The sequence below is a fragment of the Kitasatospora nipponensis genome, from assembly GCF_039528135.1.
Taxonomy (GTDB): Bacteria; Actinomycetota; Actinomycetes; order Streptomycetales; family Streptomycetaceae; genus Kitasatospora; species Kitasatospora nipponensis.
In genome coordinates, this window is the sequence record NZ_BAAALF010000058.1 from 1 (window position 1) to 22,398 (window position 22,398).

The 22,398-nt window shown below is 74.7% G+C and carries 21 protein-coding genes; 10 read left to right on the plus strand and 11 right to left on the minus strand.

What is annotated here, in order from left to right:
* Positions 1-45: 45 nt before the first annotated feature.
* A complete protein-coding gene (locus ABD323_RS17925; RefSeq protein WP_344442661.1) occupies positions 46-1,317 on the minus strand; it encodes an FAD-dependent oxidoreductase in 1,272 nt (423 codons plus the stop codon).
* Between the two features lie 215 nt (positions 1,318-1,532).
* On the opposite strand from ABD323_RS17925, the gene ABD323_RS17930 reads away from it, so the two are divergent.
* From ABD323_RS17930 to ABD323_RS17945, 4 genes are all read left to right on the plus strand, one after another.
* Positions 1,533-2,777 carry a carboxylate--amine ligase gene (locus tag ABD323_RS17930; RefSeq protein WP_344442663.1) on the plus strand — a complete coding sequence of 415 codons (1,245 nt, stop codon included), beginning with the start codon at positions 1,533-1,535 and terminating at the stop codon, positions 2,775-2,777.
* A gap of 117 nt (positions 2,778-2,894) precedes the next feature.
* Entirely contained in the window at positions 2,895-3,725 is an 831-nt protein-coding gene (locus tag ABD323_RS17935; protein ID WP_425556049.1) for a S1 family peptidase, read from the plus strand.
* 136 nt (positions 3,726-3,861) lie between these two features.
* A complete protein-coding gene (locus tag ABD323_RS17940; protein WP_344442701.1) occupies positions 3,862-4,728 on the plus strand; it encodes an ABC transporter ATP-binding protein in 867 nt (288 codons plus the stop codon).
* The gene (locus tag ABD323_RS17945; protein ID WP_344442664.1) at positions 4,725-7,340 is read left to right on the plus strand and encodes an FtsX-like permease family protein; all 2,616 of its coding nucleotides are present in this window, start codon (positions 4,725-4,727) and stop codon (positions 7,338-7,340) included. The genes ABD323_RS17940 and ABD323_RS17945 overlap by 4 nt, the downstream gene beginning before the upstream one ends.
* Positions 7,341-7,372: 32 nt before the next feature.
* On the opposite strand, the gene ABD323_RS17950 is transcribed toward ABD323_RS17945, so the two are convergent.
* Entirely contained in the window at positions 7,373-7,996 is a 624-nt protein-coding gene (locus ABD323_RS17950) for a TetR/AcrR family transcriptional regulator (protein ID WP_425556046.1), read from the minus strand.
* A 118-nt stretch (positions 7,997-8,114) separates the two neighbouring features.
* On the opposite strand from ABD323_RS17950, the gene ABD323_RS17955 reads away from it, so the two are divergent.
* The 3 genes from ABD323_RS17955 to ABD323_RS17965 are packed head-to-tail and all read left to right on the plus strand — an operon-like array spanning position 8,115 to position 10,602.
* Positions 8,115-8,870 carry an SDR family oxidoreductase gene (locus ABD323_RS17955; protein WP_344442666.1) on the plus strand — a complete coding sequence of 252 codons (756 nt, stop codon included), beginning with the start codon at positions 8,115-8,117 and terminating at the stop codon, positions 8,868-8,870.
* Entirely contained in the window at positions 8,867-9,643 is a 777-nt protein-coding gene (locus ABD323_RS17960; protein WP_344442667.1) for an SDR family oxidoreductase, read from the plus strand. Before ABD323_RS17955 ends, ABD323_RS17960 begins: the two co-directional genes overlap by 4 nt.
* Positions 9,644-9,645: 2 nt before the next feature.
* A complete protein-coding gene (locus tag ABD323_RS17965; RefSeq protein ID WP_344442668.1) occupies positions 9,646-10,602 on the plus strand; it encodes an NADPH:quinone oxidoreductase family protein in 957 nt (318 codons plus the stop codon).
* A gap of 66 nt (positions 10,603-10,668) precedes the next feature.
* Here ABD323_RS17965 and ABD323_RS17970 read toward each other — a convergent pair whose 3' ends face one another.
* From ABD323_RS17970 to ABD323_RS17990, 5 genes are all read right to left on the minus strand, one after another.
* Entirely contained in the window at positions 10,669-11,757 is a 1,089-nt protein-coding gene (locus tag ABD323_RS17970) for an acyl-CoA dehydrogenase family protein (protein WP_344442669.1), read from the minus strand.
* Positions 11,754-12,959, minus strand: a complete 1,206-nt coding sequence (locus ABD323_RS17975) for an acyl-CoA dehydrogenase family protein (protein WP_344442670.1) — start codon at positions 12,957-12,959, stop codon at positions 11,754-11,756. Before ABD323_RS17975 ends, ABD323_RS17970 begins: the two co-directional genes overlap by 4 nt.
* 23 nt (positions 12,960-12,982) lie before the next feature.
* A complete protein-coding gene (locus ABD323_RS17980; RefSeq protein WP_344442671.1) occupies positions 12,983-14,179 on the minus strand; it encodes an acyl-CoA dehydrogenase family protein in 1,197 nt (398 codons plus the stop codon).
* Positions 14,179-15,177, minus strand: coding sequence for a phosphotransferase family protein (locus ABD323_RS17985; RefSeq protein ID WP_344442672.1), 999 nt, complete (start codon positions 15,175-15,177; stop codon positions 14,179-14,181). The genes ABD323_RS17980 and ABD323_RS17985 overlap by 1 nt, the downstream gene beginning before the upstream one ends.
* Positions 15,178-15,329: 152 nt before the next feature.
* The gene (locus ABD323_RS17990) at positions 15,330-16,973 is read right to left on the minus strand and encodes a purple acid phosphatase family protein (RefSeq protein ID WP_344442673.1); all 1,644 of its coding nucleotides are present in this window, start codon (positions 16,971-16,973) and stop codon (positions 15,330-15,332) included.
* A 274-nt stretch (positions 16,974-17,247) separates the two neighbouring features.
* Between ABD323_RS17990 and trpS the strand changes: the two genes are divergently transcribed.
* Complete coding sequence (gene trpS, locus ABD323_RS17995; RefSeq protein WP_344442675.1) at positions 17,248-18,252, plus strand: tryptophan--tRNA ligase; 1,005 nt, start codon at positions 17,248-17,250, stop codon at positions 18,250-18,252.
* 55 nt (positions 18,253-18,307) lie between these two features.
* Here the strand turns inward: trpS and ABD323_RS18000 are convergent, their stop codons facing one another.
* Complete coding sequence (locus ABD323_RS18000; RefSeq protein WP_344442677.1) at positions 18,308-18,940, minus strand: PadR family transcriptional regulator; 633 nt, start codon at positions 18,938-18,940, stop codon at positions 18,308-18,310.
* A gap of 107 nt (positions 18,941-19,047) precedes the next feature.
* Between ABD323_RS18000 and ABD323_RS18005 the strand changes: the two genes are divergently transcribed.
* Together ABD323_RS18005 and ABD323_RS18010 are read left to right on the plus strand one after the other, a co-directional pair.
* On the plus strand, positions 19,048-19,512 hold the full coding sequence (locus ABD323_RS18005) for a hypothetical protein (RefSeq protein ID WP_344442679.1): 465 nt from the start codon (positions 19,048-19,050) through the stop codon (positions 19,510-19,512).
* A gap of 46 nt (positions 19,513-19,558) precedes the next feature.
* Entirely contained in the window at positions 19,559-20,758 is a 1,200-nt protein-coding gene (locus ABD323_RS18010) for an FAD-dependent oxidoreductase (RefSeq protein ID WP_344442681.1), read from the plus strand.
* Here ABD323_RS18010 and ABD323_RS18015 read toward each other — a convergent pair.
* The 3 genes from ABD323_RS18015 to ABD323_RS18025 are packed head-to-tail and all read right to left on the minus strand — an operon-like array spanning position 20,748 to position 22,392.
* Entirely contained in the window at positions 20,748-20,975 is a 228-nt protein-coding gene (locus tag ABD323_RS18015; protein WP_344442702.1) for a hypothetical protein, read from the minus strand. The genes ABD323_RS18010 and ABD323_RS18015 overlap by 11 nt on opposite strands.
* 22 nt (positions 20,976-20,997) lie before the next feature.
* Positions 20,998-21,228 (minus strand): hypothetical protein, encoded by a 231-nt coding sequence (locus tag ABD323_RS18020; RefSeq protein ID WP_344442682.1) that lies wholly within the window; start codon positions 21,226-21,228, stop codon positions 20,998-21,000.
* Between the two features lie 24 nt (positions 21,229-21,252).
* A complete protein-coding gene (locus ABD323_RS18025) occupies positions 21,253-22,392 on the minus strand; it encodes a WXG100 family type VII secretion target (RefSeq protein WP_344442684.1) in 1,140 nt (379 codons plus the stop codon).
* Between the last annotated feature and the right edge of the window lie 6 nt (positions 22,393-22,398).

A 22,398-nucleotide genomic window follows, 5' to 3' on the forward strand; every position in this document is an offset into this window, starting at 1 on the left:
CCCGCGGGTCCGGCCACGGCGGCGGTCCGCGCGCGGGCGGCGGCGCTAGCGCAGGCCCGAGAGGATCGGGGTGCGGGCGGGTGGCCGGCTGCCGGTCCGTGCCTGCGCGACGGCGGCGCTGATCCGGCGGGCCGCGAAGCCCGTGCCGCAGACGAAGCGCAGCACCGGACCGAAGCCCGCGGCGGCCGAGAGCCCGGCGAAGTACAGGCCCGGGACCGAGGACTCCAGGCCCGCCGACAGGCGCGGCGCGGTGCCGTTGCGCTGCACCGAGCGGCGCAGGTCGGCATCGAGCAGGGTGAGCCGGTCCACGTCCACCCGGTAGCCGGTCGCGCAGAGCAGGTGCTCGGCCTCGACGGTCTGCCGCCCGCCGCCGGCGGTGCGTCGCAGGTCGAGCCGGACGCCCTGGCCGTTGCCGCGCGCGGTGTCCACCTCGCAGCCGGTGAACTGCGGGATCCGTCCGTCCACGCGATCGCGCAGCCACCAGGCGCCGGAGGGGCCCAGCACGGTGCGCAGGAAGTGGTCGCGGGTCGGGTCGGGCAGGTACCGGTAGGCCGCCGCGCCCTTGGCGAAGGCCAGCAGGGACCAGCCCGGGCCCAGCGGCGAGGCGGGTTTGACCAGCCGCACCGGCAGCGGCCGGTCGGCCGGGTCGTCGGTGGCCGGCGGGTCGCCGAAGAGCAGCTCGTCGGTGCGGGCCACCAGCACCGGCTCGGCGCCCGCCTCGTGCAGCAGGGCCGCGCTCTCCAGTGCGGACTGCCCCGCGCCCAGCACCGCCACCCGGCGGCCGGCGAAGACCGCGAGGTCGGGGTGGTCGGCGGTGTGCGAGGCGGTGCCGGCCTCGACCAGCGGGCGCAGCGTGTCCGGCACGTGGGCGTAGGGGCCCAGGCCGGTGGCCATCACCACCCGGTCGGTGTCGTAGCTCTCGCCGGAGGCCAGCGTGACCCGGAAGCCCCCGCCGGCGCGGGTGATCCGCTCGACCCGCTCGCGCTCCAGGTCGGGCACGCAGCGTTCCTGGAACCACAGTCCGTAGCTGATGAACTCCTCCACCGGGACCGGGTGCTGGTCCTCGCCGGAGGGCCGGCCCTCGGCGGCCCGGAAGTGCTGCAGCCGGCAGCGGCCGCCCGGGGCGGCGATCGAGGAGGCCGACGGGGTGGATTTCAGGTACATCCCCAGCGGCATCCGCTCCCGCCAGCTCTCCATGGGTTCGCCGAACACCCGGGGTTCGATGCCCCGGGCGCGCAGGTGCGCGGCGACCGACAGCCCGTACGGGCCCGCGCCGACGATGGTCACCGGGGTTCTTGCGCCGTTCTTCGAGCTCATCGACCGTCCTCCTCGGATGCCGTGCCCCGTTCCCAGGATGCGACGCCCGGTTGGGGCCAGCATCTTTCGGGGCGCGGGCCCGGCCCCTGGCGAGCGCCCGGCCCGCGACCACCGCCCGGTTGGTGGCGAGCTCTCCCCGCCGTGCCCCGCCCCGGGGCACGACACCGCGGCCGCGCAGCGGCGCCCGCGGCCCTGCGCGCAGAATCGAGTCGGCGATGACCGGACCCGGACCTCAACTCGACCGTTCCGTTCCCGCGTTGCTGGTCAAGGTGGGCCGCTACCCGCAGCACGCCGGCGGCCTGGGCGTGGTCCGCACGCTGGCCCGCCGGGGCGTGCCGGTGTACGCGATGGTCGAGGACCGGTTCACCCCGGTCGCGCTCTCGCGCTACCTGGCCGGCCGGGTGGTGTGCCCGACCAGCGGGCTGGAGCCGCCCGAGCGGCTGGTGCGCCTGCTGCTGGCGATCGGGGCGGGGATCGGGCGCCCGACCGTGGCGGTGCCCACCGACGACGAGGCCGCCGTGCTGCTGGCCGAGCACGCCGAGCAGTTGGCCGGCCACTTCCTGCTGCCGCCGGTCCCCGCCGACCTGCCGCGCCGGCTGGCCAGCAAGGAGGGGCTCTCGCGGATCTGCGAGCGGTACGGCGTGCCGACCCCGCGCGCCGCCGCGCCGGCGGACCTCGCCGAGCTGCTGGAGCTGGGCCGCCGCTGGGGCTATCCGCTGGTCCTGAAGAACCTGGAGGCCTGGACCCGGCTGAGCGCGCCGGTGGTCCAGCACACCACGCTGGTGCGCGACGAGGCGCAGCTGCGCGCCCTGGTGCCGACCGAGGGGCCGCTGTCGGTGCTGGCCCAGGAGTACCTGCCGGCCGACCGGTCGCAGGACTGGATCACCCACCTGTACTGCGGGGCGGGCGGCGCGGTGCGCACCGTCTTCACCGGGCGCAAGGTCCGCTCCTGGCCGCCGGAGTCCGGCGTGACCACCCGCGCCGAGGCGCTCTGGAACCCGCCGCTGGCCGAACTGGCCGCCGGGCTCTGCGAGGCGCTGGGCTACAGCGGGGTGGCCGACCTGGACTGGCGGCTCGACCTGCGCGACGGCCGCTACAAGCTGGTCGACTTCAACCCGCGCACCGGCGCCCAGTTCCGGCTCTTCGAGAGCACCCGGGGCGTGGACGTGGTCCGCGCCCTGCACCTGGACCTGACGGGGCGTCCGGTGCCGGCGGCCGAGCAGCGCGCGCCGCGCAGCTTCGTGGTGGGGCAGCTGGACCTGCCCTCGGCGCTCTGCTGGGCGCGCGCCCGCCGCCGGCCGCCGCCGGCCGTGCTGCCGCGCCGCGGGGTCGAGCGGGCCTGGCTCTGCGCCGACGACCCGTGGCCGGCCGCCGCCGAGACGGTCCGTTTCTCGGGCACGGTGGCCCGCCGGCTGGCCCTGGCGGTGCGCGCCCGTCAGGCCCGGGCGCCGCGATCCTGAAGGGCGTCCGGCGAGGGCGGGGATCGGCCGCAGGACCTCTTGACAGGTCGTCATGTGCAGGCCAAATTTGCGGGACCCCCACACCCGAGGAGTCCCGCCGTGCAGACGCACCCCGCTCTGAGGAAGTCCCTGGCCACCGCCGCCGTCGCCACCCTGATCGGCGCCGCCGGTGCGCTGGCCGGCGCCGCCCCCGCCCAGGCCGCCGGGCCCGCGGTGAGCGTCACCTTCGCCGGCACCGTCGCCCTGGACGACTGTTCCGGCTCGGTGGTCCGGATGCCGAACTCGGTCTCCAGCGACCCGGCCCTGGTGCTCACCAACGGCCACTGCCTGGAGTTCGGCATGCCGGACCCGGGTCAGGTCATCGTCAACAAGGCGTCCAGCCGCAGCTTCACGCTGCTCAGCGCCAGTGGCGGGCGGCTCGCCACGCTGCGCGCCAGCAAGGTCGTCTACTCCACCATGACCGACACCGACGTGACGCTCTACCAGCTCAACACGACCTACGCCTCGATCCAGAGCCGGTACGGCATCAGCCCGTTGACGATATCGCCGAACCACCCCACGGCCGGCACCGCGATCAAGGTGGTCTCCGGCTACTGGAAGACCACCTACTCCTGCTCGGTCGACGCGTTCGTCTACCAGCTGCACGAGGGGGACTGGGTCTGGAAGGACTCGATGCGCTACACCCCCGCCTGCCAGACCATCGGCGGCACCTCCGGCTCGCCGGTGATCGACACCGGCACCGGGCAACTGATCGCGGTCAACAACACGGGCAACGAGAACGGCGAGACCTGCACCGTCGACAGCCCCTGCGAGGTCGACCAGAGCGGCCACGTGACGGTCCGCCAGGGCATCAACTACGCCGAGGAGACGTACCTGTTGACGCCGTGCTTCGCGGCGGGCAACAAGCTCGACCTCACCCGCGCGGGCTGCGTCCTGCCGCGCCCGTAGGGCGGGACCGAGGCGACCCCCGGGACCAGGGTCCCGGGGGTAAACCCCACCTCGGGACACCTGCCACCACGATTGTCCGGCCGTTCCCTCCTTTCTAGCGTGGACACCGTCGATGACCAGCGCCGGAGGGAACACCATGGGACCGCGTGCCGAGCACCCGCAGACCGCACAGGGGCAGCAGGTGGGGCGGCCCGCCGAGCCGCCGGCCGTCGAGCTGCGGGCGGTGCGCCGCCTCTACGGGCGCGGTGAGGGCGCGGTGCAGGCGCTGCGCGGGATCGACCTGGTGCTGCCGCGTGGCAGCTTCACCGCGGTGATGGGTCCCTCGGGCTCCGGTAAGAGCACCTTCCTGCAGTGCGCGGCCGGGCTGGACCGGCCCACCTCCGGCGAGGTGCTGCTGGGCGGCGAGCCGATCACCGGGCTGAGCGAGCGGCGGCTGACCGAGCTGCGCCGCAGCCGGATCGGCTTCGTCTTCCAGTCCTTCAACCTGCTGCCCTCGCTGACGGTGCAGCAGAACGTGCTGCTGCCGCAGCGGCTCGCGGGGCGGCGCCAGGACCGGCGGCGGGCCAAGGAGTTGCTCGCCCAGGTGGGCCTCGGCGAGCACGCCGGGCGCCGGCCCGGCCAGCTCTCCGGCGGCCAGCAGCAGCGGGTGGCGATCGCCCGGGCGCTGATCACCGAGCCGGAGGTGGTCTTCGCCGACGAGCCGACCGGCGCGCTGGACACCCGCACCGCGCAGGAGGTGCTCGGGCTGCTGCGCCGGGCGGTGGACACCCTGGGCGCCACCGTCGTGATGGTCACCCACGACCCGGTGGCCGCCTCGCACGCCGACCGGGTGGTCTTCCTGGCCGACGGCGCGCTGGCCGGCGCGCTGCACGGGCCCGACCCGCGGACGGTGGCCGACCTGCTGGTCCGGCTCACCTCGGCCGCGGCCGGCCACGCGGGTTCGGGGCACGGCGGCACGGCGTACGGCGGCACGGGGCACGGCGGCACGGCGGTGGCGGCATGACCAACGGACTCGCGCGCGCCTCGGTGCGCTTTCGCCCCGCCGCGTTCGCCGGCAGCTTCGTGGCCCTGCTCTTCGCCGCCGCGGTGATCACCGCCTGCGGCACCCTGCTGCAGACCGGGCTGACCGCCCACCTGGCCCCGGTCCGCTACGCGCAGGCCCCGGTCCTGGTGGCCGCCGACCAGAGCGTGCGGATCACCGTCCGGCAGGGCGGGGACAGCGACACGCAGGACACCGCCCTGCCGGAGCGGGCCCGGGTGGACGCCGTGCTGGTCCAGCGGATCGCCGCCGAGGCCGGCGTCGCCCGCGCGGTGGCGGACTTCGACGTCCCGCTGCTGGTCACCCCGGCCGGCGGTGGCCCGGCCGCCGGGCCGTCGGCGCTGACCGGCCGGCCCTTCTCCGCCGCCGCCCTCGGCGACCCGGCCGGTGCGGCCGCCCTGGCCCAGGGCCACGCCCCTGGCCCCGGCGAGGTGGTGCTGGACGCCGGCGCCGCCCGCGCCGGTCAGCTGGCGGTCGGCGACCGGATCACCCTGGCCGCCACGGACGCCGGCGCCATCGCCTACCGGGTCGGCGGCCTGCTGGCCGAGCGGGCCGGGTCGGGCGCGGGCCCCACGGCCTGGTTCGCCGACGACGTCGCCGGCCGCCTGCTCGGGCAGCCGGGCCGGGCCGATGCGATCGCCGTCCAGCCCCGGCCCGGCGTCCAGGTGGCGGAGCTGGCCCGCCAGGTCCGCCACGCGGTGGGGCCCGGCCCCCGGGCGCTGACCGGCGACGCGCGCGCGGGTGTCGAGCAGCCCGGGCTCGGCGAGGCCAAGGAGATGCTCACCGGGCTGGGCGGCTCGTTCGGCGGCGTCGCGGCGATGACCGCGGTCTTCGTGGTGATGGGCACCGTGGCCCTCGCCGCCGGGCAGCGCGGGCGCGAGTTCGCCCTGCTGCGGGCGATCGGCGCCACTCCCCGGCAGATCCGGCGCACCATCGCCACCGAGGCGATGCTGCTGGCGCCCCTCGCGGGGGCGGCCGGTGTGCTGCCGGGCCTGGCGCTGGCGCACTGGTGGTTCGACCAGCTGGTGGCACGCGGCGCGATCCCCGCGGGGGTGTCGCTGGCGGTGGGGCCGATCCCGATGGTGGTGGCGGTGGGCGCCGGCCTGCTGGCCGCGCTGGGCGCCGGCTACCTGGCGGCCCGTCGCCCCTCGCGGATGCGGCCCAGCCAGGCGCTGGGCGAGGCCGCGGTGGAGCGGGTCCGCCCCGGGGTGGTGCGCACCGTCCTCGGGGTGCTGGCCCTGGCCGGCGGCGTGACGCTGGCCTCCCTCGCCGCCCGGCTCGACGGTGCGGACGCCGCGAACACGGCGCTCGGCGTGGTGATGTGCTTCATGGTGGCGGTGGCGCTGCTCGGCCCGCCGGTGGCGTGGCTGGCCGCGACCGTGCTGGGTCTGCCGCTGCGCAGCGGCGGCGCGGGCGCCGCGGCCTCGCTGGCCGTGGACAACGCCCGGGCCGGCGCCCGCCGGCTGGCCTCCGCGATCACCCCCATCGTCATGGTCACCGCGTTCTGCGGCACGCTGCTCTTCCTGCAGACCACGGTGAGTCACGTCAGCGCCGAGCAGCTGCGCGGCGGCATCGTCGCCGACCAGGTGCTCGGGTCGGGCGGTCCGGGCCTGCCGGCGGGCACCGCCGAGCAGGCGGCCCGGCTGCCGGGAGTGGACACGGCGGTCGGGGTGCTGCGCAGCGCGGCCGTCTACCGCGCGGGCGACACGCTGTCCTCGGCGAGCGTGCTGGGCGTCTCGGGCGACCCGGCGCGGCTGTCCAGGGTGCTCGACCTCGCGGTCCGCAGCGGCTCGCTCGCCGCCCTGGGCGGTCCGGGCAGCGGCGCGGGTGCCTCGGCGGGCGGGGCGCCGGAGGTCCGTACCGTCGCGCTCGACGCGCAGCTCGCCCAGGGCCTCGGCGTGCGGGTCGGCGACCCGGTCCCGCTCTGGCTCGGCGACGGCACCCAGGTGCGGCCCACCGTGGTGGCCACCTACGGGCGCGGCCTGGGACTGGGGCAGATCCTGCTGCCGCGGGCGGCGCTGGCCGACCACGTCACGGCGGGCTTCGACAGCCAGGTGCTGGTCGCCGACGCGCCGGGCGCCGACCGTGGCTCGGTGGCCGCCGCGGTGCGCCGCCTGGGCACACCCGCCCTGACCGTCACCGACGCCGGCGGCTTCGGCGCCCGGGCCGACCACGACCGGGAACTCAACAGCTGGGCCAACACCGTGATGGCGGCGGTGCTCGGCGGCTTCGCGGCCGTCGCCTCGGCCAACACCCTGGTGATGACCGTGCTGGACCGCCGCCGGGAGGTCGGCCTGCTGCGGCTGGCGGGCACCACCCGCCGCCAGGTGCGCGGGATGCTGCGCTGGGAGGCGCTGCTGGTGGCCACCACCGGCCTGCTGCTGGGCGGCGCGATCGCCTGGACGACCCTGGTCCCGGTCAGCCGCGGGATCACCGGCGCCGCGCCGTACGTGCCGCTCGGAACCGCTGTGCCACTGGCCCTCGCGGTCGTCGTCCTCGCCCTGGCCGCGACCGCGATACCGGGCCGCGCCCTGCTGCGGGTGCGGCCCATCGAGGCCGGGGCGGGCCGGCAGTAGCGGCACACCGGGCGGTGGGCCCTGGGGCCGCCCTAGCCGGGAGCCCCGAGCATCCGCAGGACCAGCTCGCCGTAGCGCTGGCCGAGCTGTTCGGGGCTCTCGCTGCTGCGCTCGTTGTACCAGCGCGCCACGTCGATGCCCAGCGAGGTGACGGCGCGGGCCGCGGTGCGGGTCTCGGGGACCTCGAAGAGACCGGCCGCCACGCCGTCCTCGATGACCTGCTTGACCGTGTCCTCGATCCGCCGCCGCAGCTCGGCGACGACCGCGAAGTCCTCCGGCGGCAGGGCGCGCAGCTCGTAGTTGACGATCCGGCCCACCGTGTGGCCGCGCGCGTGCCAGGCCGTGAAGCCCTCCACCAGGTGCCGCATCCGGGTCAGCGGGTCACCGCCGTGGGCGACGGCCTCCTCCACCAGGGCGAGCGTCGCGGCGTGCCCGTGGCGGCTGATCTCGGCGAGCAGCGCGGCCTTGGAGGGGTAGTGGATGTAGAGCGCGGCGGGGCTCATGCCCGCGGCGGTGGCGATGTCGCGGGTGGTGGTGGCGTGGTAGCCGCGGGAGGCGAAGGAGTCGACGGCGGCGAGCAGCAGGCGCCGCGCGGCCTCGGGGCGCTCCCCGGGCCACAGGTCGGCCGGGTGCTGCTCAGTGGTCATGGTCGACATCCTCGCATGGGGGGCGCGGCGGGCTGTTGACAGTGTGGCCTGCGGCCAACATGCTAAGCAAGCGCTTAGTTACTGGCGGGTTCGTGCCGGTGGGCGCTGGGTTCCAGAGGGGACGGCCGTGACGCTTTCGTTCAAGGGACAGGTGGCGCTGGTCACCGGCGCGAGCCGGGGGATCGGCCTGGGCATCGCCCGGGAGCTGGTCAGCCGGGGTGCCAGGGTCTGCCTCACCGCGCGCGGCGCCGAGGCGCTGGAGCAGGCGGTGGCCGACCTCGGCGGCGAGGAGCACGCCATCGCCGTCGCCGGCAAGGCCGACGACCCGGCCCACCAGCGGGACGCGGTGCAGCGCACCGTCGCCGCCTTCGGGCGGCTCGACCTGCTGGTCAACAACACCGGCATCAATCCGGTCTTCGGTCCGGTGCTGGACACCGACCCGGCCGCCGCCGCCAAGATCCTGGCCGTCAACGTGCTCGGCCCGCTGGCCTGGACCCGGCTGGCGCACGAGGCCTGGATGGGCGAGCACGGCGGCGCGGTGGTCAACGTCTCCTCCATCGCGGGCCTGCGCACCTCGCCCGGGATCGGGATGTACGGCGTCAGCAAGGCGGCCCTGTCCCGGCTGACCATGGAGCTGGCCGGCGAGCTCGGCCCGGGCATCCGGGTCAACGCGGTGGCGCCCGCGGTGGTCAAGACCCGCTTCGCCGAGGCGCTCTACGCCGGGCGCGAGGAGGAGGCGGCCGCGCCCTACCCGCTCAAGCGGCTCGGGCTGCCCGAGGACGTCGCGGGGGCGGTGGCCTTCCTGCTCTCCGACCAGGCCGGCTGGATCACCGGCCAGACGCTGGTGATCGACGGCGGCGTGACGCTGGGCGGCGGGCTGTGAGCGCGGCGCCGGCCGGGCAGCGGGTGGTGGTCACCGGCGCCGGGCGCGGGATCGGCGCCGCGCTGGCGCAGGCCTTCGCCGAGCAGGGCGCCAACGTGGTGGTCAACGACCTGGACGCGGCGGCGGCCGAGCGGACCGCCGAGCGGATCGGCGCCCTCGCGCTGCCCGGTGACGCCGCCGGCCGCGAGGGCGTGGCCGCGCTGATCGAGGCGGCCCGGGCCGAACTCGGCGGCATCGACGTCTACTGCGCGAACGCGGGGGTGGCGCCGGTCGGCGGCGCGGACGCGCCCGAGGCGAGCTGGAGCGCCGCCTGGGAGGTCAACGTGATGGCGCACGTGCGCGCCGCCGAACTGCTGCTGCCCGAGTGGCTCGAGCGCGGCGCCGGACGGTTCGTCGCCACCGTCTCGGCCGCCGGCCTGCTGACCATGCTCGGCTCGGCGCCCTACTCGGTGAGCAAGCACGGCGCCCTCGCCTTCGCCGAGTGGCTCAGCGCCACCTACCGCCACCGCGGGGTGCGGGTGCACGCGCTCTGCCCGCAGGGCGTGCGCACCCAGATCCTGGCCGACTCCGGCGAGATCGGCCGGGCCCTGATGGCGGCCGACGCCCTGGAGCCGGAGCAGGTCGCCGTGGACGTGCTGCGGGCGATCGCCGAGGAACGGTTCCTGATCCTGCCGCACCCCGAGGTCGCCCGGTACTACGCGGCCCGCGCGGGCGATCCGGACCGCTGGCTGGAGAGCATGAACCACCTGCAGTGCAAGTTCGTGGAGGAGTAGGCATGAGGGCTTGGCGGATCGCGGAGTTGGGCCTGCCGCGCGAGGTGATGCGGCTGGAGGAGGACCTTGCGGTGCCCGAACCGGCCGACGGCCAGGTGCTGGTGAAGGTCAGGGCGGCCGCGGTGAACTTCCCCGACGCGCTGCTGAGCCTGGGCCTGTACCAGGTCAAGCCGGCGCTGCCGTTCGTGCCCGGCCTCGAACTGTGCGGCGAACTCCCCTCGGGGGAGCGGGTGATCGGCAATCCGGTGCTGTTCGGCGGAGCGTTCGCCGAGTACGCGCTGCTGGACGAGCGGGCGCTCTTCCCGGCGCCGCCCGCGCTGGACGACGCCGAGGCCGCCGCCCTGCACATCGGCTACCAGACCGCCTGGTTCGCGCTGCACCGCCGGGCCGCGCTGCGGCCCGGCGAGACGCTGCTGGTGCACGCGGCCGCCGGCGGGGTCGGCAGCGCCGCCGTGCAGCTGGGCAAGGCGGCCGGCGCCAGGGTGATCGGCGTCGTGGGAGGCGCGCAGAAGGTGGCGGTGGCCAAGGAGTTGGGCGCGGACCTGGTGATCGACCGGACCACCGAGGACTTCGTCGCGGTGGTCCGCGAGGCGACCGGCGGGCGCGGCGCGGACGTGGTCTTCGACCCGGTGGGCGGCGACGCCTACACCGGCTCCACCCGGTGCGTGGCCTTCGAGGGCCGGATCGTGGTGGTCGGCTTCACCAGCGGCACCATCCCGGCCCCGCCGCTGGGCCACGCCCTGGTGAAGAACTACGCGGTGCTGGGCCTGCACTGGGGCCTCTACAACACCAAGGACCCGGCGGCCGTGCGGGCCGCCCACGCGGAGCTGACCACGTTGGCCGAGCAGGGCCTGGTGCGCCCGCTGGTGAGCGAGCGGCTGCCCTTCGAGCAGGCGGCGGACGGCGTGCAGCGGGTCGTCGAGGGGAAGACGACCGGCCGCGTGGTGGTCGTGCTCTGACGGCATGGCCACCACCGACGGTGCCCCCGGGAGCGACTCTCCCGGGGGCACCGTCGTGTGCGGGGCTCAGGCCGGCAGGTCCACCAGGTCGGCCAGGGCGGACCGGTACCGGGCGGGGGTGCCCAGTGCCAACTGGTCGGCCTTGGCGCGCTTGAGGAACAGGTGGGCCGGGTGCTCCCAGGTCATCCCGATCCCGCCGTGCAGCTGGATGCACTCCTCCGCCGCGCGCACCGCCACCGTGCCGCAGTGCGAGGCGGCCACCGCGACCAGCACCGGCGCGTCCGCCGCCCCGTTCGCCAGCGCGTCGGCCGCCGCCCGGGCCGTCGCCCTGGCCCCCACCACCTCCAGCCAGAGGTCGGCCAGCCGGTGCTTGAGCGCCTGGAACGAGCCCACCGGGCGGTTGAACTGGCGCCGCTCGCGCAGGTAGTCGACCGTGCTCGCCAGACACCACTCGGCGATCCCGAGCTGCTCGGAGGCGAGCAGCCCGGCCCCGGTGCGCAGCGTCCGCGCCAGCACCGCGGGGTCCTCGGTGAGCAGGTGGGCCGGGGCGCGCTCGAAGGCGAGGTCGGTGAGCGGGCGGGTCAGGTCCAGCGAGGTGCGCGCGGTGCGGGTGAAGCCGCGCTCCACCAGGTACAGCGCGCCGCCCTCGACCGGGACCACCAGCAGGTCGGCCGCGGTCGCGTCGGCGACCGAGGTGACCCGCCCGCTGAGCGTGCCGCCCTCCACCCGCACCGTGGGGCGGTGCTCCCAGCTGGAGAACGGGACGGCCAGCGTGCCGGTGCGGGCGCCGCTCGCCAGCTCCGCCACCCGCTCGCTGCCCGCCGCCAGCAGCGCGGTGGTGGCCAGCACCGCGCTGCCCAGGAACGGCACCGGGGCCAGCGAGCGGCCCAGCTCCTCCAGCACCACCGCGCTCTCGCGCAGCGAGGCGCCGGCGCCGCCGGCCGCCTCCGGCACCTGCAGCCCGGCAGTGCCCAGCTCGGCGGCGAGCGCGTGCCACAGCGCGGGGTCGTGCAGGGCCGGGTCGTGCGGGTCCGGGTCGTGCTGGTCCGGGCCCGCCAGCCGGCCCGGCAGGGCGGCCACCGGGCTGCGGTCGGTGAGCAGCGCGCGCACGCTGGCCCGCAGCTCCTCCTCGATCTCGGTGTACAGCAGGTTCACCGCGCCAGCTCCTTCCACGGGACGTCCTTGTCCGTGCGCGGCTCGGGCGGCAGTCCCAGCACCCGTTCGGCGATGATGTTGCGCAGGATCTCGCTGGTGCCGCCCTCGATGCTGTTGCCCTTGGCGCGCAGGTAGCGGTAGCCCGCCTCGCGGCCGGTGAAGTCCACCAGCTCGGGGCGCACCATCGTCCAGTCGTCGTAGCCCAGGCCCGCCTCGCCGAGCAGTTCGACCTCGAAGCCGGTCAACTCCTGGGCGAGGCGGGCGAAGGCGAGCTTGCCGCCGGCCCCCTCGGGACCGGGCTGGCCGGCCGCCAGCTGCTGGCGCAGCCGCTCGCCGGTCAGCCGCAGCACCTCGGCGTCCACCCAGTGCCGCAGCAGCCGCTGGTGCAGCTCGGCGGTGCGCAGCTCGGGGTGGGTGCGCCAGGTCCGGGCGACGATGCCGATCAGGCCGCCCTCGCGGGGGGTGGCCTGGCCGCCGATCGAGACCCGCTCGTTGTTGAGCGTGGTCTGGGCGACCTGCCAGCCCTCGCCGACGGCGCCGAGCCGGTCGGTGTCGGGGATCCGCACGCCGGTCAGGAACACCTCGTTGAACTCGGCCTCACCGGTGATCTGACGCAGCGGACGGACCTCGACGCCGGGGTCGGTCATGTCGCAGACGAAGTAGGTGATGCCGCGGTGCTTGGGGACGGCGGGGTCGGTGCGGGCGACCAGGATGGCCCAGCGGGCGGTGTGCGCGCTGGAGGTCCAGACCTTCTGGCCGTCCACCGTCCAGACGCCGTCGGTGCCGGGCAGGGCGCGGGTGGCCAGCGCCGCCAGGTCGGAGCCGGCGCCGGGCTCGCTGAAGAGCTGGCACCAGACCTCCTCGCCGGTCCACAGCGGGCGCAGCCAGCGGCGCTGCTGCTCGGAGGTGCCGTAGCGCAGGATGGTGGGGGCGGCCATGCCCAGACCGATGCCGATCCGACGCGGGTCGTTGTCGGGCGCGCCGGCGGCCGCCAGTTCGGCGTCCACCACGGCCTGCAGGGCGCGCGGGGCGCCGAGTCCGCCGAGTCCGACGGGGAAGTGCACCCAGGCCAGGCCGGCGTCGAAGCGGGCGCGCAGGAAGTCGAGTGCGTCGACGTCCTGTGTGGCGGCGCCGTTCGGCCAGGCTTCCGTGAGCAGTGCTCGTACTCGAGAGCGCAGCTCATCGACGAGATCGGTGCTCACGGGATCAGTGCTTACAGGCTCGCTCATCCCTGGTACTTCCTCAGCTCACGGCGGGCCAGCGAGCGGCGGTGCACCTCGTCCGGGCCGTCGGCCAGCCGCAGCGTGCGGTTGCCGGCCCAGAGCTGGGCGAGCGGGGTGTCCTGGCTGACCCCCGCCGCGCCGTGCGCCTGCACGGCCTTGTCCAGGATCCACTCCACGGTCTGCGGCACCACGATCTTGATCGCCTGGATCTCGGTGTGCGCCCCCTTGTTGCCCACCGTGTCCATCAGCCAGGCGGTCTTGAGCACCAGCAGCCTGGCCTGCTCGATCCGCACCCGGGACTCGGCGATCCAGTCCTGCACCACGCCCTGCGCGGCCAGCGGTCGGCCGAACGCCACCCGCTCCCCGGCCCGCCGGCACATCAGTTCCAGCGCCCGCTCGGCCATGCCGATCGCGCGCATGCAGTGGTGGATCCGCCCCGGGCCCAGCCGCGCCTGGGCGATCGCGAAGCCGGAGCCCGGCTCGCCGATCAGGTTGCCGGCCGGCACCCGGACGTCCTCGAAGAGCACCTCGGCGTGCCCGCCGTGGTCGCGGTCGTCGTAGCCGAAGACCGTCATGCCGCGCCGGACCGTCACCCCCGGGGTGTCACGCGGCACCAGGATCATCGACTGCTGCCGGCGCGGGTCGCCGTCCGGGTCGGTCTTGCCCATCACGATGAAGACCGCGCACGCGGGGTTCATCGCCCCGGTGATGTACCACTTGCGGCCGTTGACCAGGTACTCCTCGCCCACCCGCTCGATCCGGGTCTCGATGTTGCTCGCGTCCGAGGAGGCCACCTCCGGCTCGGTCATCGCGAACGCCGAGCGGATCTCACCGGCCAGCAGCGGCTCCAGCCACTGCTTGCGCTGCTCCTCGTCGCCGAACTGCTCCAGCAGCTCCATGTTCCCGGTGTCGGGGGCCGCGCAGTTGGTCGCGGCCGGCGCCAACTGGATGCTGCGGCCGGTCAGTTCCGCCAGCGGGGCGTAGCCGAGGTTGGGCAGCCGGTGGAAGAGGTTCCACAGGTCGCGCTCCCTGGCCCGCTGCTGCAGCTCGCGCACGATCGCCGGGGTCGCCCACGGATCGCGGGCGGGGTCGGCCAGTTCGGCCGCCAGGACCGGCTCGGCCGGGTAGACGTACTCGTCCATGAAGGCGCTGAGCCGCGCGTGCAGTTCCCCGGTGGCGGCGTCGAAGGCGAAGTCCATCAGTGCTCCTTGAGTGCGGTCAGGCCGTGCTCGACGAAGAGCGGGACCAGCGCGCCGACCCGGTCGAAGCCGGCCCCGACCGTGCGTCCCTGGCCGTAGCGGAAGTGGATGCCCTCCAGCACCACGGCGAGCTTGAACGAGGCGAAGGCGACGTACCAGTGGACCTGCGCCACGTCCCGCCCCGAGCCGGCGGCGTAGCGCTCGATCAGCTCGGCGCCGCCCGGGAACCCGGGGGCCAGCGCCACGCCCGGCAGCACCCCGGCGAAGCGGCCGGCGAGTTCGGTGTACATCACCAGCAGCCCGAGGTCGGTCAGCGGGTCGCCCAGGGTGGACATCTCCCAGTCCAGCACCGCGGTGATCCGGTCGTCCTCGCCGACCAGCACGTTGTCGAGCCGGTAGTCGCCGTGCACCAGCGCGGGGGCGGGGGAGTCGGGCAGGGTCGCCCCGAGCCGCTCGCGCAACTCCTCGATGCCCGCCACCTCGCGGCTGCGCGAGGCGTCCAACTGCTTGCCCCAGCGCTGCACCTGCCGGGCCAGGAAGCCCTGCGGGCGCCCGAAGTCGGCCAGGCCGACTTCCTGCGGGTCGATGGCGTGCAGTGCCACCAGGGTGTCGACCAGGTGGTCGGCCAGCGCGCGCACCCGCACCGGTCCGAGTGCGGCCAGCGCCGCCGAGTCGCGGTGCGCGGTGCCGTCCACGAACTCCATCAGGTAGAACGGCGCGCCGATCACCTCCGGGTCCTCGGTCAGCCGCACCGTGCGCGGCACCGGCACCGGCGAGCCGTGCAGGGCGCCGATCACCCGGTACTCGCGGGCCATGTCGTGGGCGGTGGCCAGCACGTGCCCCAGCGGCGGCCGGCGCAGCACCCAGCGCTCGGTGCCGTCGGTCAGGCGGTACGTCAGGTTGGAGCGGCCGCCCTCGATCAGCTCGGCGGTCAGCGCTCCGGTGCCCAGGTGGGCCTGGAGCCTGGCGAGGTCGAGTCCGGGGGGATTGTCGGTCATGGCATCCTCGGGGAGTGAGACTGACTAAGCGCTTGCTTAGCCTCTCGCTCGCGCGGAAGGATGTCAACGGCACGCGAAGCGCACGCGAAGGCCGCGCCCACCGGGAGGTGGACGCGGCCTTCGGGCGCGGTGGCGGCGGCGGTCAGTGGCCGTCAGTGGCCGTCGGAGCGCTTGCGGTGCAGCACGAAGGTCTCCAGCGGGCTGATCGCCCCGTCCGGCTGGGCCACCCGGTAGTAGGTGACGTGGATGCTGGTGGTCGCACCCGGCCTGGTGCCCGGGTCCACGGTGAAGGCGGCGAAGCCGTAGGAGTGGTCCAGGTCCCGCACGCCGACCCACGGCGCGTCCTCGTAGACGTAGACCGGGGTGCGCTTGCCGTTGCCGCCCACCGCGCCGACGCCGGTGATCACCTTGGCCTTGGCGGGCGCGAAGAACTTGCTGTTGGTCGGCGAGGAGGTGCCGCCGCCGCCGAGCACCATGTGCACGGTGCCCTGCGAGGTGTCGATCACGTCGGTGGCGGTGGCCACCGGGTTGGGGGTGAGCGTCTCGGAGCCGGAGACCGTGCCGCGCACCGGGTGCGAGCGCTCGTAGTCGTGCTCGTGGCCGCAGACCACCAGGTCCACCTGGTAGCGGTCGAAGAGCGGTCCCCACTGCTCGCGGATCCCGCGGTCGGCGCCGTTGGCGTCCGAGGAGCTGATCACCACCTGGTGCATGCAGACCACCACCCAGTCGATCGAGCGGTCGGCCCGGGCCCGCAGGAGGTCCTGCTCCAGCCAGGCGCGCTGGGCGCCGCCGCTGTAGCCGTGCACGTAGTTGTCGCCGGCGTCCTGGTAGGCCACGTCGTCGTTCTGCAGCACCACCACGTGCACCGAGCCGACGGTGAAGGAGTACCACAGGCCCTTGGTCTCCGCGTCGCCGCCGTTGTCCGGCAGGTCGAAGCGGGTCTGGAAGGCGGAGAAGCCGATCGGGCCGTTGGCCTTCTCGTTCTCGTGGTTGCCGGCCGCCGGCATCCACGGCCGGTAGCGCGCGGAGCGGGTGTTGTTGGCGAAGAAGCCCTGCCAGGTGCGCAGCCGGTCGGGGGAGATGTTGGCGTAGCAGAGGTCACCGTTGAGCAGGTGGAAGAGCGGGTCGACCTGCTCGATGCCGGCCACGATGTCCGCCGAGGCGGGCGAGGCGATGCCGCTGGGCACCGAGGTGTAGCCGCCCTTGCCGTCCGGCTGCCAGGTGGTGTTCGGCACCGCCTGGTCGCCGAAGCTGGTGAAGGTGAACGCCTGGCGCCCGCGCGCGGCGGTGCGGAAGGTGCCCGCGTCCGGGCGGCCGCCGTCGTGCAGCGCGGCGTAGGTGTAGTAGGTGCCGGGGCGCAGGTCCTGCATCCTGGCGTGGTGGGTGTAGACGGTGCGCCCGCTGGCGCCGTCCACGTAGGTGCGGGTGTCGGCCTGCACGCTGCGGCCGTAGCCGCCCTCCAGGGTGCCCAGTTGGACCCGGGGGCGGCGGACCGGGCCGTCCGTGGTCCAGGAGGCGGTCATCTCGCGGGTGGGATCGGCGCCGAAGGTGAGGTGCAGGCCCTCGACGGCCGGTGCGCCGAGCGACTCGGGGCGGGTGAGCAGCAGCGGTGAGCCCGGGCCGGAGGCGTCCGGCGCGGCCTGCGCCGACGGGTCGTCAGCGGCGTTGGCGGTGGCGGCGAGCAGCGGAACGGCGGTCAGTGCCGCGCCGCCCGCGCCGGCCAGGCGAAGGGCCGCGCGACGGCTGACGGCTCCGCCCGCCCCGGTCTGCTCGCGGTCCTCGATGGGCTTGTCCACAGGAACTCCCTCTCGCGTTCGAACGCCGACGGCCGCTCACGCTAGGGCTGTTGACCGCCGTGACGGTGAACGTGACCCGGCCTGTCCCTGAACGCTTGCACCGGTTACAGTGGTGGCATGCGCACTGCACCGCACCCACTGAGCTGGTGGCCGTCCTAGGACGGCCGCGCATACACCGATGCCCTGGGCCGTCCGGACGGACGGCCCTTTTCCGTGCTCTCCACGGCGCGGGCCCCCGCCCGGGTGACCCGCCCCCTGCCAAGGAGAGAACGCGATGACCCTGGTCCTGTCCCCCAGCCGTGTCCTGACCGGCGACCGCCCCACCGGCCCGCTCCACCTCGGCCACTACTTCGGCTCGCTGCAGAACCGGGTGCGGCTGCAGGCCGAAGGCGCCGAGATGTTCGTGGTGGTCGCCGACTACCAGGTGCTGACCGACCGCGACGTGGCCGACCGACTCGGCGAGTACGTCGAGGAGTTGGTCCTGGACTACCTGGCGGTGGGGATCGACCCCGCGCGCACGGTGATCTTCACGCACAGCGCGGTGCCGGCGCTGAACCAGCTGCTGCTGCCCTTCCTCGGCCTGGTCAGCGTCTCGGAGCTGCACCGCAACCCCACCGTGAAGGACGAGATCGCGCACTCGCGGCAGTCGGCGGTCAGCGGCCTGATGCTGACCTACCCCGTCCACCAGGCCGCCGACATCCTCTTCTGCAAGGCCGGCCTGGTCCCGGTCGGCCAGGACCAGCTACCCCACCTGGAAGCCACCCGTACCATCGCGCGGCGCTTCAACGCCCGCTACTCGCAGGGTGGTTCACCGGTCTTCCCGGAACCCGAGGCGCTGCTCTCGCAGGCACCGCTGATCCTGGGCACCGACGGCGGCAAGATGAGCAAGAGCCGCGGCAACGCGATCGCGCTGGGGGCCGACGAGGACGAGACGGCCGCGCTGATCCGCGGCGCGAAGACCGACACCGAGCGGCGGATCGGCTACGACCCGGCGCACCGGCCGGAGGTCTCCAGCCTGCTGCTGCTGGCCGCGCTCTGCCAGGGCCGCGATCCGCACGCGGTGGCCGAGGAGATCGGCGACGGTGGCTCGGCCGGGCTCAAGGCGCTCGTCACCGAGTCCGTCAACGAGCACCTGCGCCCGCTGCGCAAGCGCCGGGCCGAGTTCGCCCAGGACCGCGGCCACCTGCGCCAGGTGCTGGCCGACGGCAACGCCCGGGCCAACGAGGTGGCCGAGGCGACGCTGCGCGAGGTGACCACGGCGATGGGCATGCGGTACTAGGGCGCGTCTTCAAAGTCGCGCCGGGTGCCCGCGGGCCGGTCGGCCCGCGGGCACCTCAGGTGGTCCCCGGTGCCGCATCGGCGGCCTCCTGGTCCTCGGCGTAGGCGATCAGCTTCTGCGGGTCCCAGGCCAGCCGGCCGCTGCGCAGGGCCTCCAGTACCCCTTCGAGCCAGCGCGCCTCCGCCCGGGTCACCGCGTGCAGGTACTCCGTCTCCAGCGAGGTGATCCGCGGCAGCCCGTGCTCCGCCTCGCTCTCCAGGGCCGCCTCCAGGCCGGCCAGCGCCTCGGTGACCAGGCCCAGCCGCCGCTCCAGCGCGCCGCGGATCTCCTCGGGGTCCAGCAGCAGCATGTGCGAGAGCGCCGCGGGGAACTCCGGGAACTCCTGCCGGGGGACGGCCAGCATCTCCACCAGCCACTCGCGCGCGGTCGTCCGGCCGGCGTCGGTGAGCTCGTAGACGGTCCGCTCCGGGTACTGCTGGTCGCGCCCGGTCTCCCGCACCGCGATCAGTCCCGCCGTCAGCAGCCGCTCGATCGTGCGGTACAGGCTGGCGCGCTGCCCGACGTTGACGACCTGGTCCTTGCCCCACTGCCTGATCAGCCGCTGGACCCCGTACGGGTGCAGCGGCTTGTAGTGCAGCAGGCACAGGACGGTCAGGGCGAGCGGAGAGCTGCGGGGCGGTGGCGTCATGACGGCGATACTACTCCCGGGGTCACTAGTTGACGCGCAACTAGTCTCAGTGCAACTATCAAGGGGTCAGCGCGAGAGGCACCAACCTCACGAGGGGATTCATCGACATGTCCACCAGCACGCAGTTCGCCGCCGAGCGCATCCACGTCGACCACGCCGCGACCAGGCGGCTCGGCCGCTGGACCACCGCCGGCCGGTTCGAGGTCCGCGCCCGCAGTGGTTCCGTCCAGCTCGACCTGCGCTCGCCGGACCTCCCCGACGAGCTCGAACTCCACCTCGACCTGCGCCGCTCCGCGCTTCGGCTGCTGCTCCCCGAGGACGCGGCCCTCGACCAGTGGGGCCTGCAGTGGACCGCCCGGGGCCGGGTCAAGGACGGCCAGGCGCCGCAGGCGGCCGGCACCCGCCTGGTCCGGCTGGTCGGGGCGGCCGAGAACAGCGAGATCCGGATCCACCGCGGCGGGGTGGCGATCGTCTCCGCGATGCTGTCGCGCGAGTACCTCCAGGACCTGCGCGCCGCCCGCGCGGCCGGCCGCTACCCGACCCTCGACGACCCGGCGCGCCGGGCCGCCTGAGCGAACCCGTACCCGCCCCCGGAGCAACCGGAAGGAGAGCGTCACCATGAACTCCCGTGTCCGTACCGCCCTGGTGATCGGCGGCGGCATCGCCGGCCCGGTCACCGCGATGGCACTGCAGCAGGCCGGGATCGAGGCCACCGTCCACGAGGCGCACCCGGCCGGCGCCCAGGACCGGACCGGCGGCGGGCTCAGCCTGGCCCCCAACGGCCTGGACGCCCTGGACCTGATCGGCCTGGGGTCGCTGGTGCGGCCACTGGGCCGGCCGATGACGGGCATCGTCCTGCAGGACTGGGCGGGCCGGCGGCTGGCCGAGTTCGGCAACCCGCCCGGCGTCCCGCCGATGCAGTTCCTCTGGCGCGCGGAGCTGTACCGGGCGCTGTCCCAGGAGGCGGCCCGGCGCGGGATCCGCACCGCGTACGACCGACGGCTGGTCGGCGCGGTGCAGGGCCCGGACGGCGTCACCGCCCACTTCGCCGACGGCAGCTCGGCCGAGGCCGACGTGCTGATCGGCGCCGACGGCATCCGCTCCACCGTCCGGACCCTGATCGACCCGAACGCGCCGGACCCGCGCTACGCCGGCCTGATCAGCTTCGGTGCCCGGGTGCACGATCCGGCGGTGGCGTCCACGGCCGGGAAGATGCCGATGAGCTTCGGCAAGCGCGCCTTCTTCGGCTACCAGGTCTTCGAGGGGCACGACGCCGTCTGGTTCGCGAACGTGCCCCGGCGCGAGCCGACGACGCTCGCCGAGGTCCGGCGCACCGCGCCCGCCGACTGGCTGCGCCAGCTGGCCGATCAGTTCGCCCAGGACCGCACCCCCGCAACGGAGTTGATCCGGGCAACCGACCCGGACGAACTGCTGCTGGTCGGCCCGATGGAGCTGATGCCCACCGTGCCGGCCTGGAGCGGCGGCCGGCTGGTCCTGGTCGGCGACGCGGCGCACGCCCCCTCCTCCAGCTCCGGCCAGGGCGCCTCGCTCGCGATCGAGAGCGGCATCCAACTGGCCCGGGCGCTGCGCGACCTGCCCTACGAGCGGGCGTTCGCGGCCTACCAGGGGCTGCGCCGGCCGCGGGTCGAGAAGATCATCGCCGCGACGACCCGCAAGAACAGCGCCAAGGCGGCCGGCCCGGTGGGCCGGCAGCTGAACGCGCTGGCGCTGCGGATCTTCTCCAGGCTGGTGCGGCCCGAGAAGATGGCCTGGATGTTCGAGCACCGGATCGACTGGTCGGCGCCGGTCACCGACTGATCGCCCGTGCCGCGCCCGTCGGCGGGCGCCCGACCCACCCCGGACGGTGGATCGGGCTCCCGCCGGCGGGCCGCGGGCAGTACCGGCTGTCCGCGGCGTTCTGCACGGCCGCCGAGGCCGCGTGGTGCAGCGTCCTGGTCGCGGTCCTGCCGCCCAGCCCGGTGACCTTGACGGTGAGGTCCGCGTAGCCGACACCGTGCGCCGCGAACAGCGGCACCGCTCGTCCGTGTCCCGTCGTCTCAGGTCAGCCAGAAGCCCAGCACGGCCAGGGCCAGGCCCGCCAGCAGGAGCAGCGGGCCCGGCAGGTGGTCGACCGGCTTGCGGGCGGCCCGCAGACCGGCCCGGGTGAGCACCACCCCGCCGACGGCGATCAGCAGTCCGACCACGCCGATGACCATGAAGAGGTCACCCCAGCCGCCGTGGTCGTTCTGGCCGCTGTGGAAGATCGCCGCCAGGTCCATCGCGTCCAACGCCTCCCGCTCGTCCTACCGGTGCTACTCGTCCGCGTCCTTGGCCAGGTTCTGCAGATCGGTCTCGATACCGGAGCCCGCAGCGTACACGGCGGTGTTGAGACCGGTGCTGAACCCCTGCTGCAACCCGGCGTCCGCCAGCTTGCCGCGGTCGCTGAGGTTCTTGCCGCCGAAGCTCCCGTTGCGCTCCAGCTCGCCGAAGATCTTGTGGTTGGCGGCGTTGCCGGCCGCGCCGGTGGCGGCGTTGGCGAGCACGTCCTCCCCGAGCACGGTGCCACTGGCGCCGCCCTGCAGGTCGGCGTTGAGCCCGCCGGCGATGTTGCCCAGCGCGCCGTTGAAGGTGGTCCCCATCCGGCCCTCGCCGCTGAGGATCTTGCCCACCGTCCCGGTCAGGTTGGCCCCGCTGGCCAGCGACGCGCCGCCGGCGGTGAACAGCGCCGTGCCGAAGGCGGCCCGGCGCCCGTTGGTCAGGTCCTGGCCGACCGTCACCGGCTGCCCGCTGACGGCCTGTTGGGCCATCGCGCTGCCGCTGTCGGCGACGAAGTTGGTCACGAAGCTCTGCAGGAAGGTCTTGGCGAACTCCCCGCTGAACTTGGCGGCCGAGGTGAGGAACTTCTCGATCACCGCCACCATCTCCTCGGAGAGGCCGGTGAACTTCTCCAGCAGCTCGGTGACCTTCTCGGCGGCCGCGGTGAAGACCTTCACCAGGTCGACGATCTTGGCGACCTTGGCGGCCACCGCCGTGTTGGCCACGATGTCCGACAGGAAGCCGGTGAAGATGGAGAGCGCCGCGCCGGCGATCTCCATCTCGGCGATCTGGACGCCGATGTCGACGATCGACTCGTTGATCCCGTCGATCTGGTCGGCGTAGGTGCGCAGGCCGGTGGCGATCTCGTGGAAGTGGCCCGCGATGTCGTTGATGGCCTTCTTCTGCTCGCCCCAGTGCGCCACGAACGCCGTGTACGCCGGGCCCGACCAGTCCTTCTGGTCCAGCCCGCCGATCGCGAGGTCGACCGCGGCGGTGAGCGCCGTCAGGTCGTCGCCCATGGCGTCCCAGGCCCGGGCTATGGCGCGCAGCTTGCCGCCGTCACCGCCGGGCAGTTCGACCCCGAAGGCCTCCAGGACCTCGACGACCTTCTTGTCGATCCAGCCGTTGACACTCATCGTCGC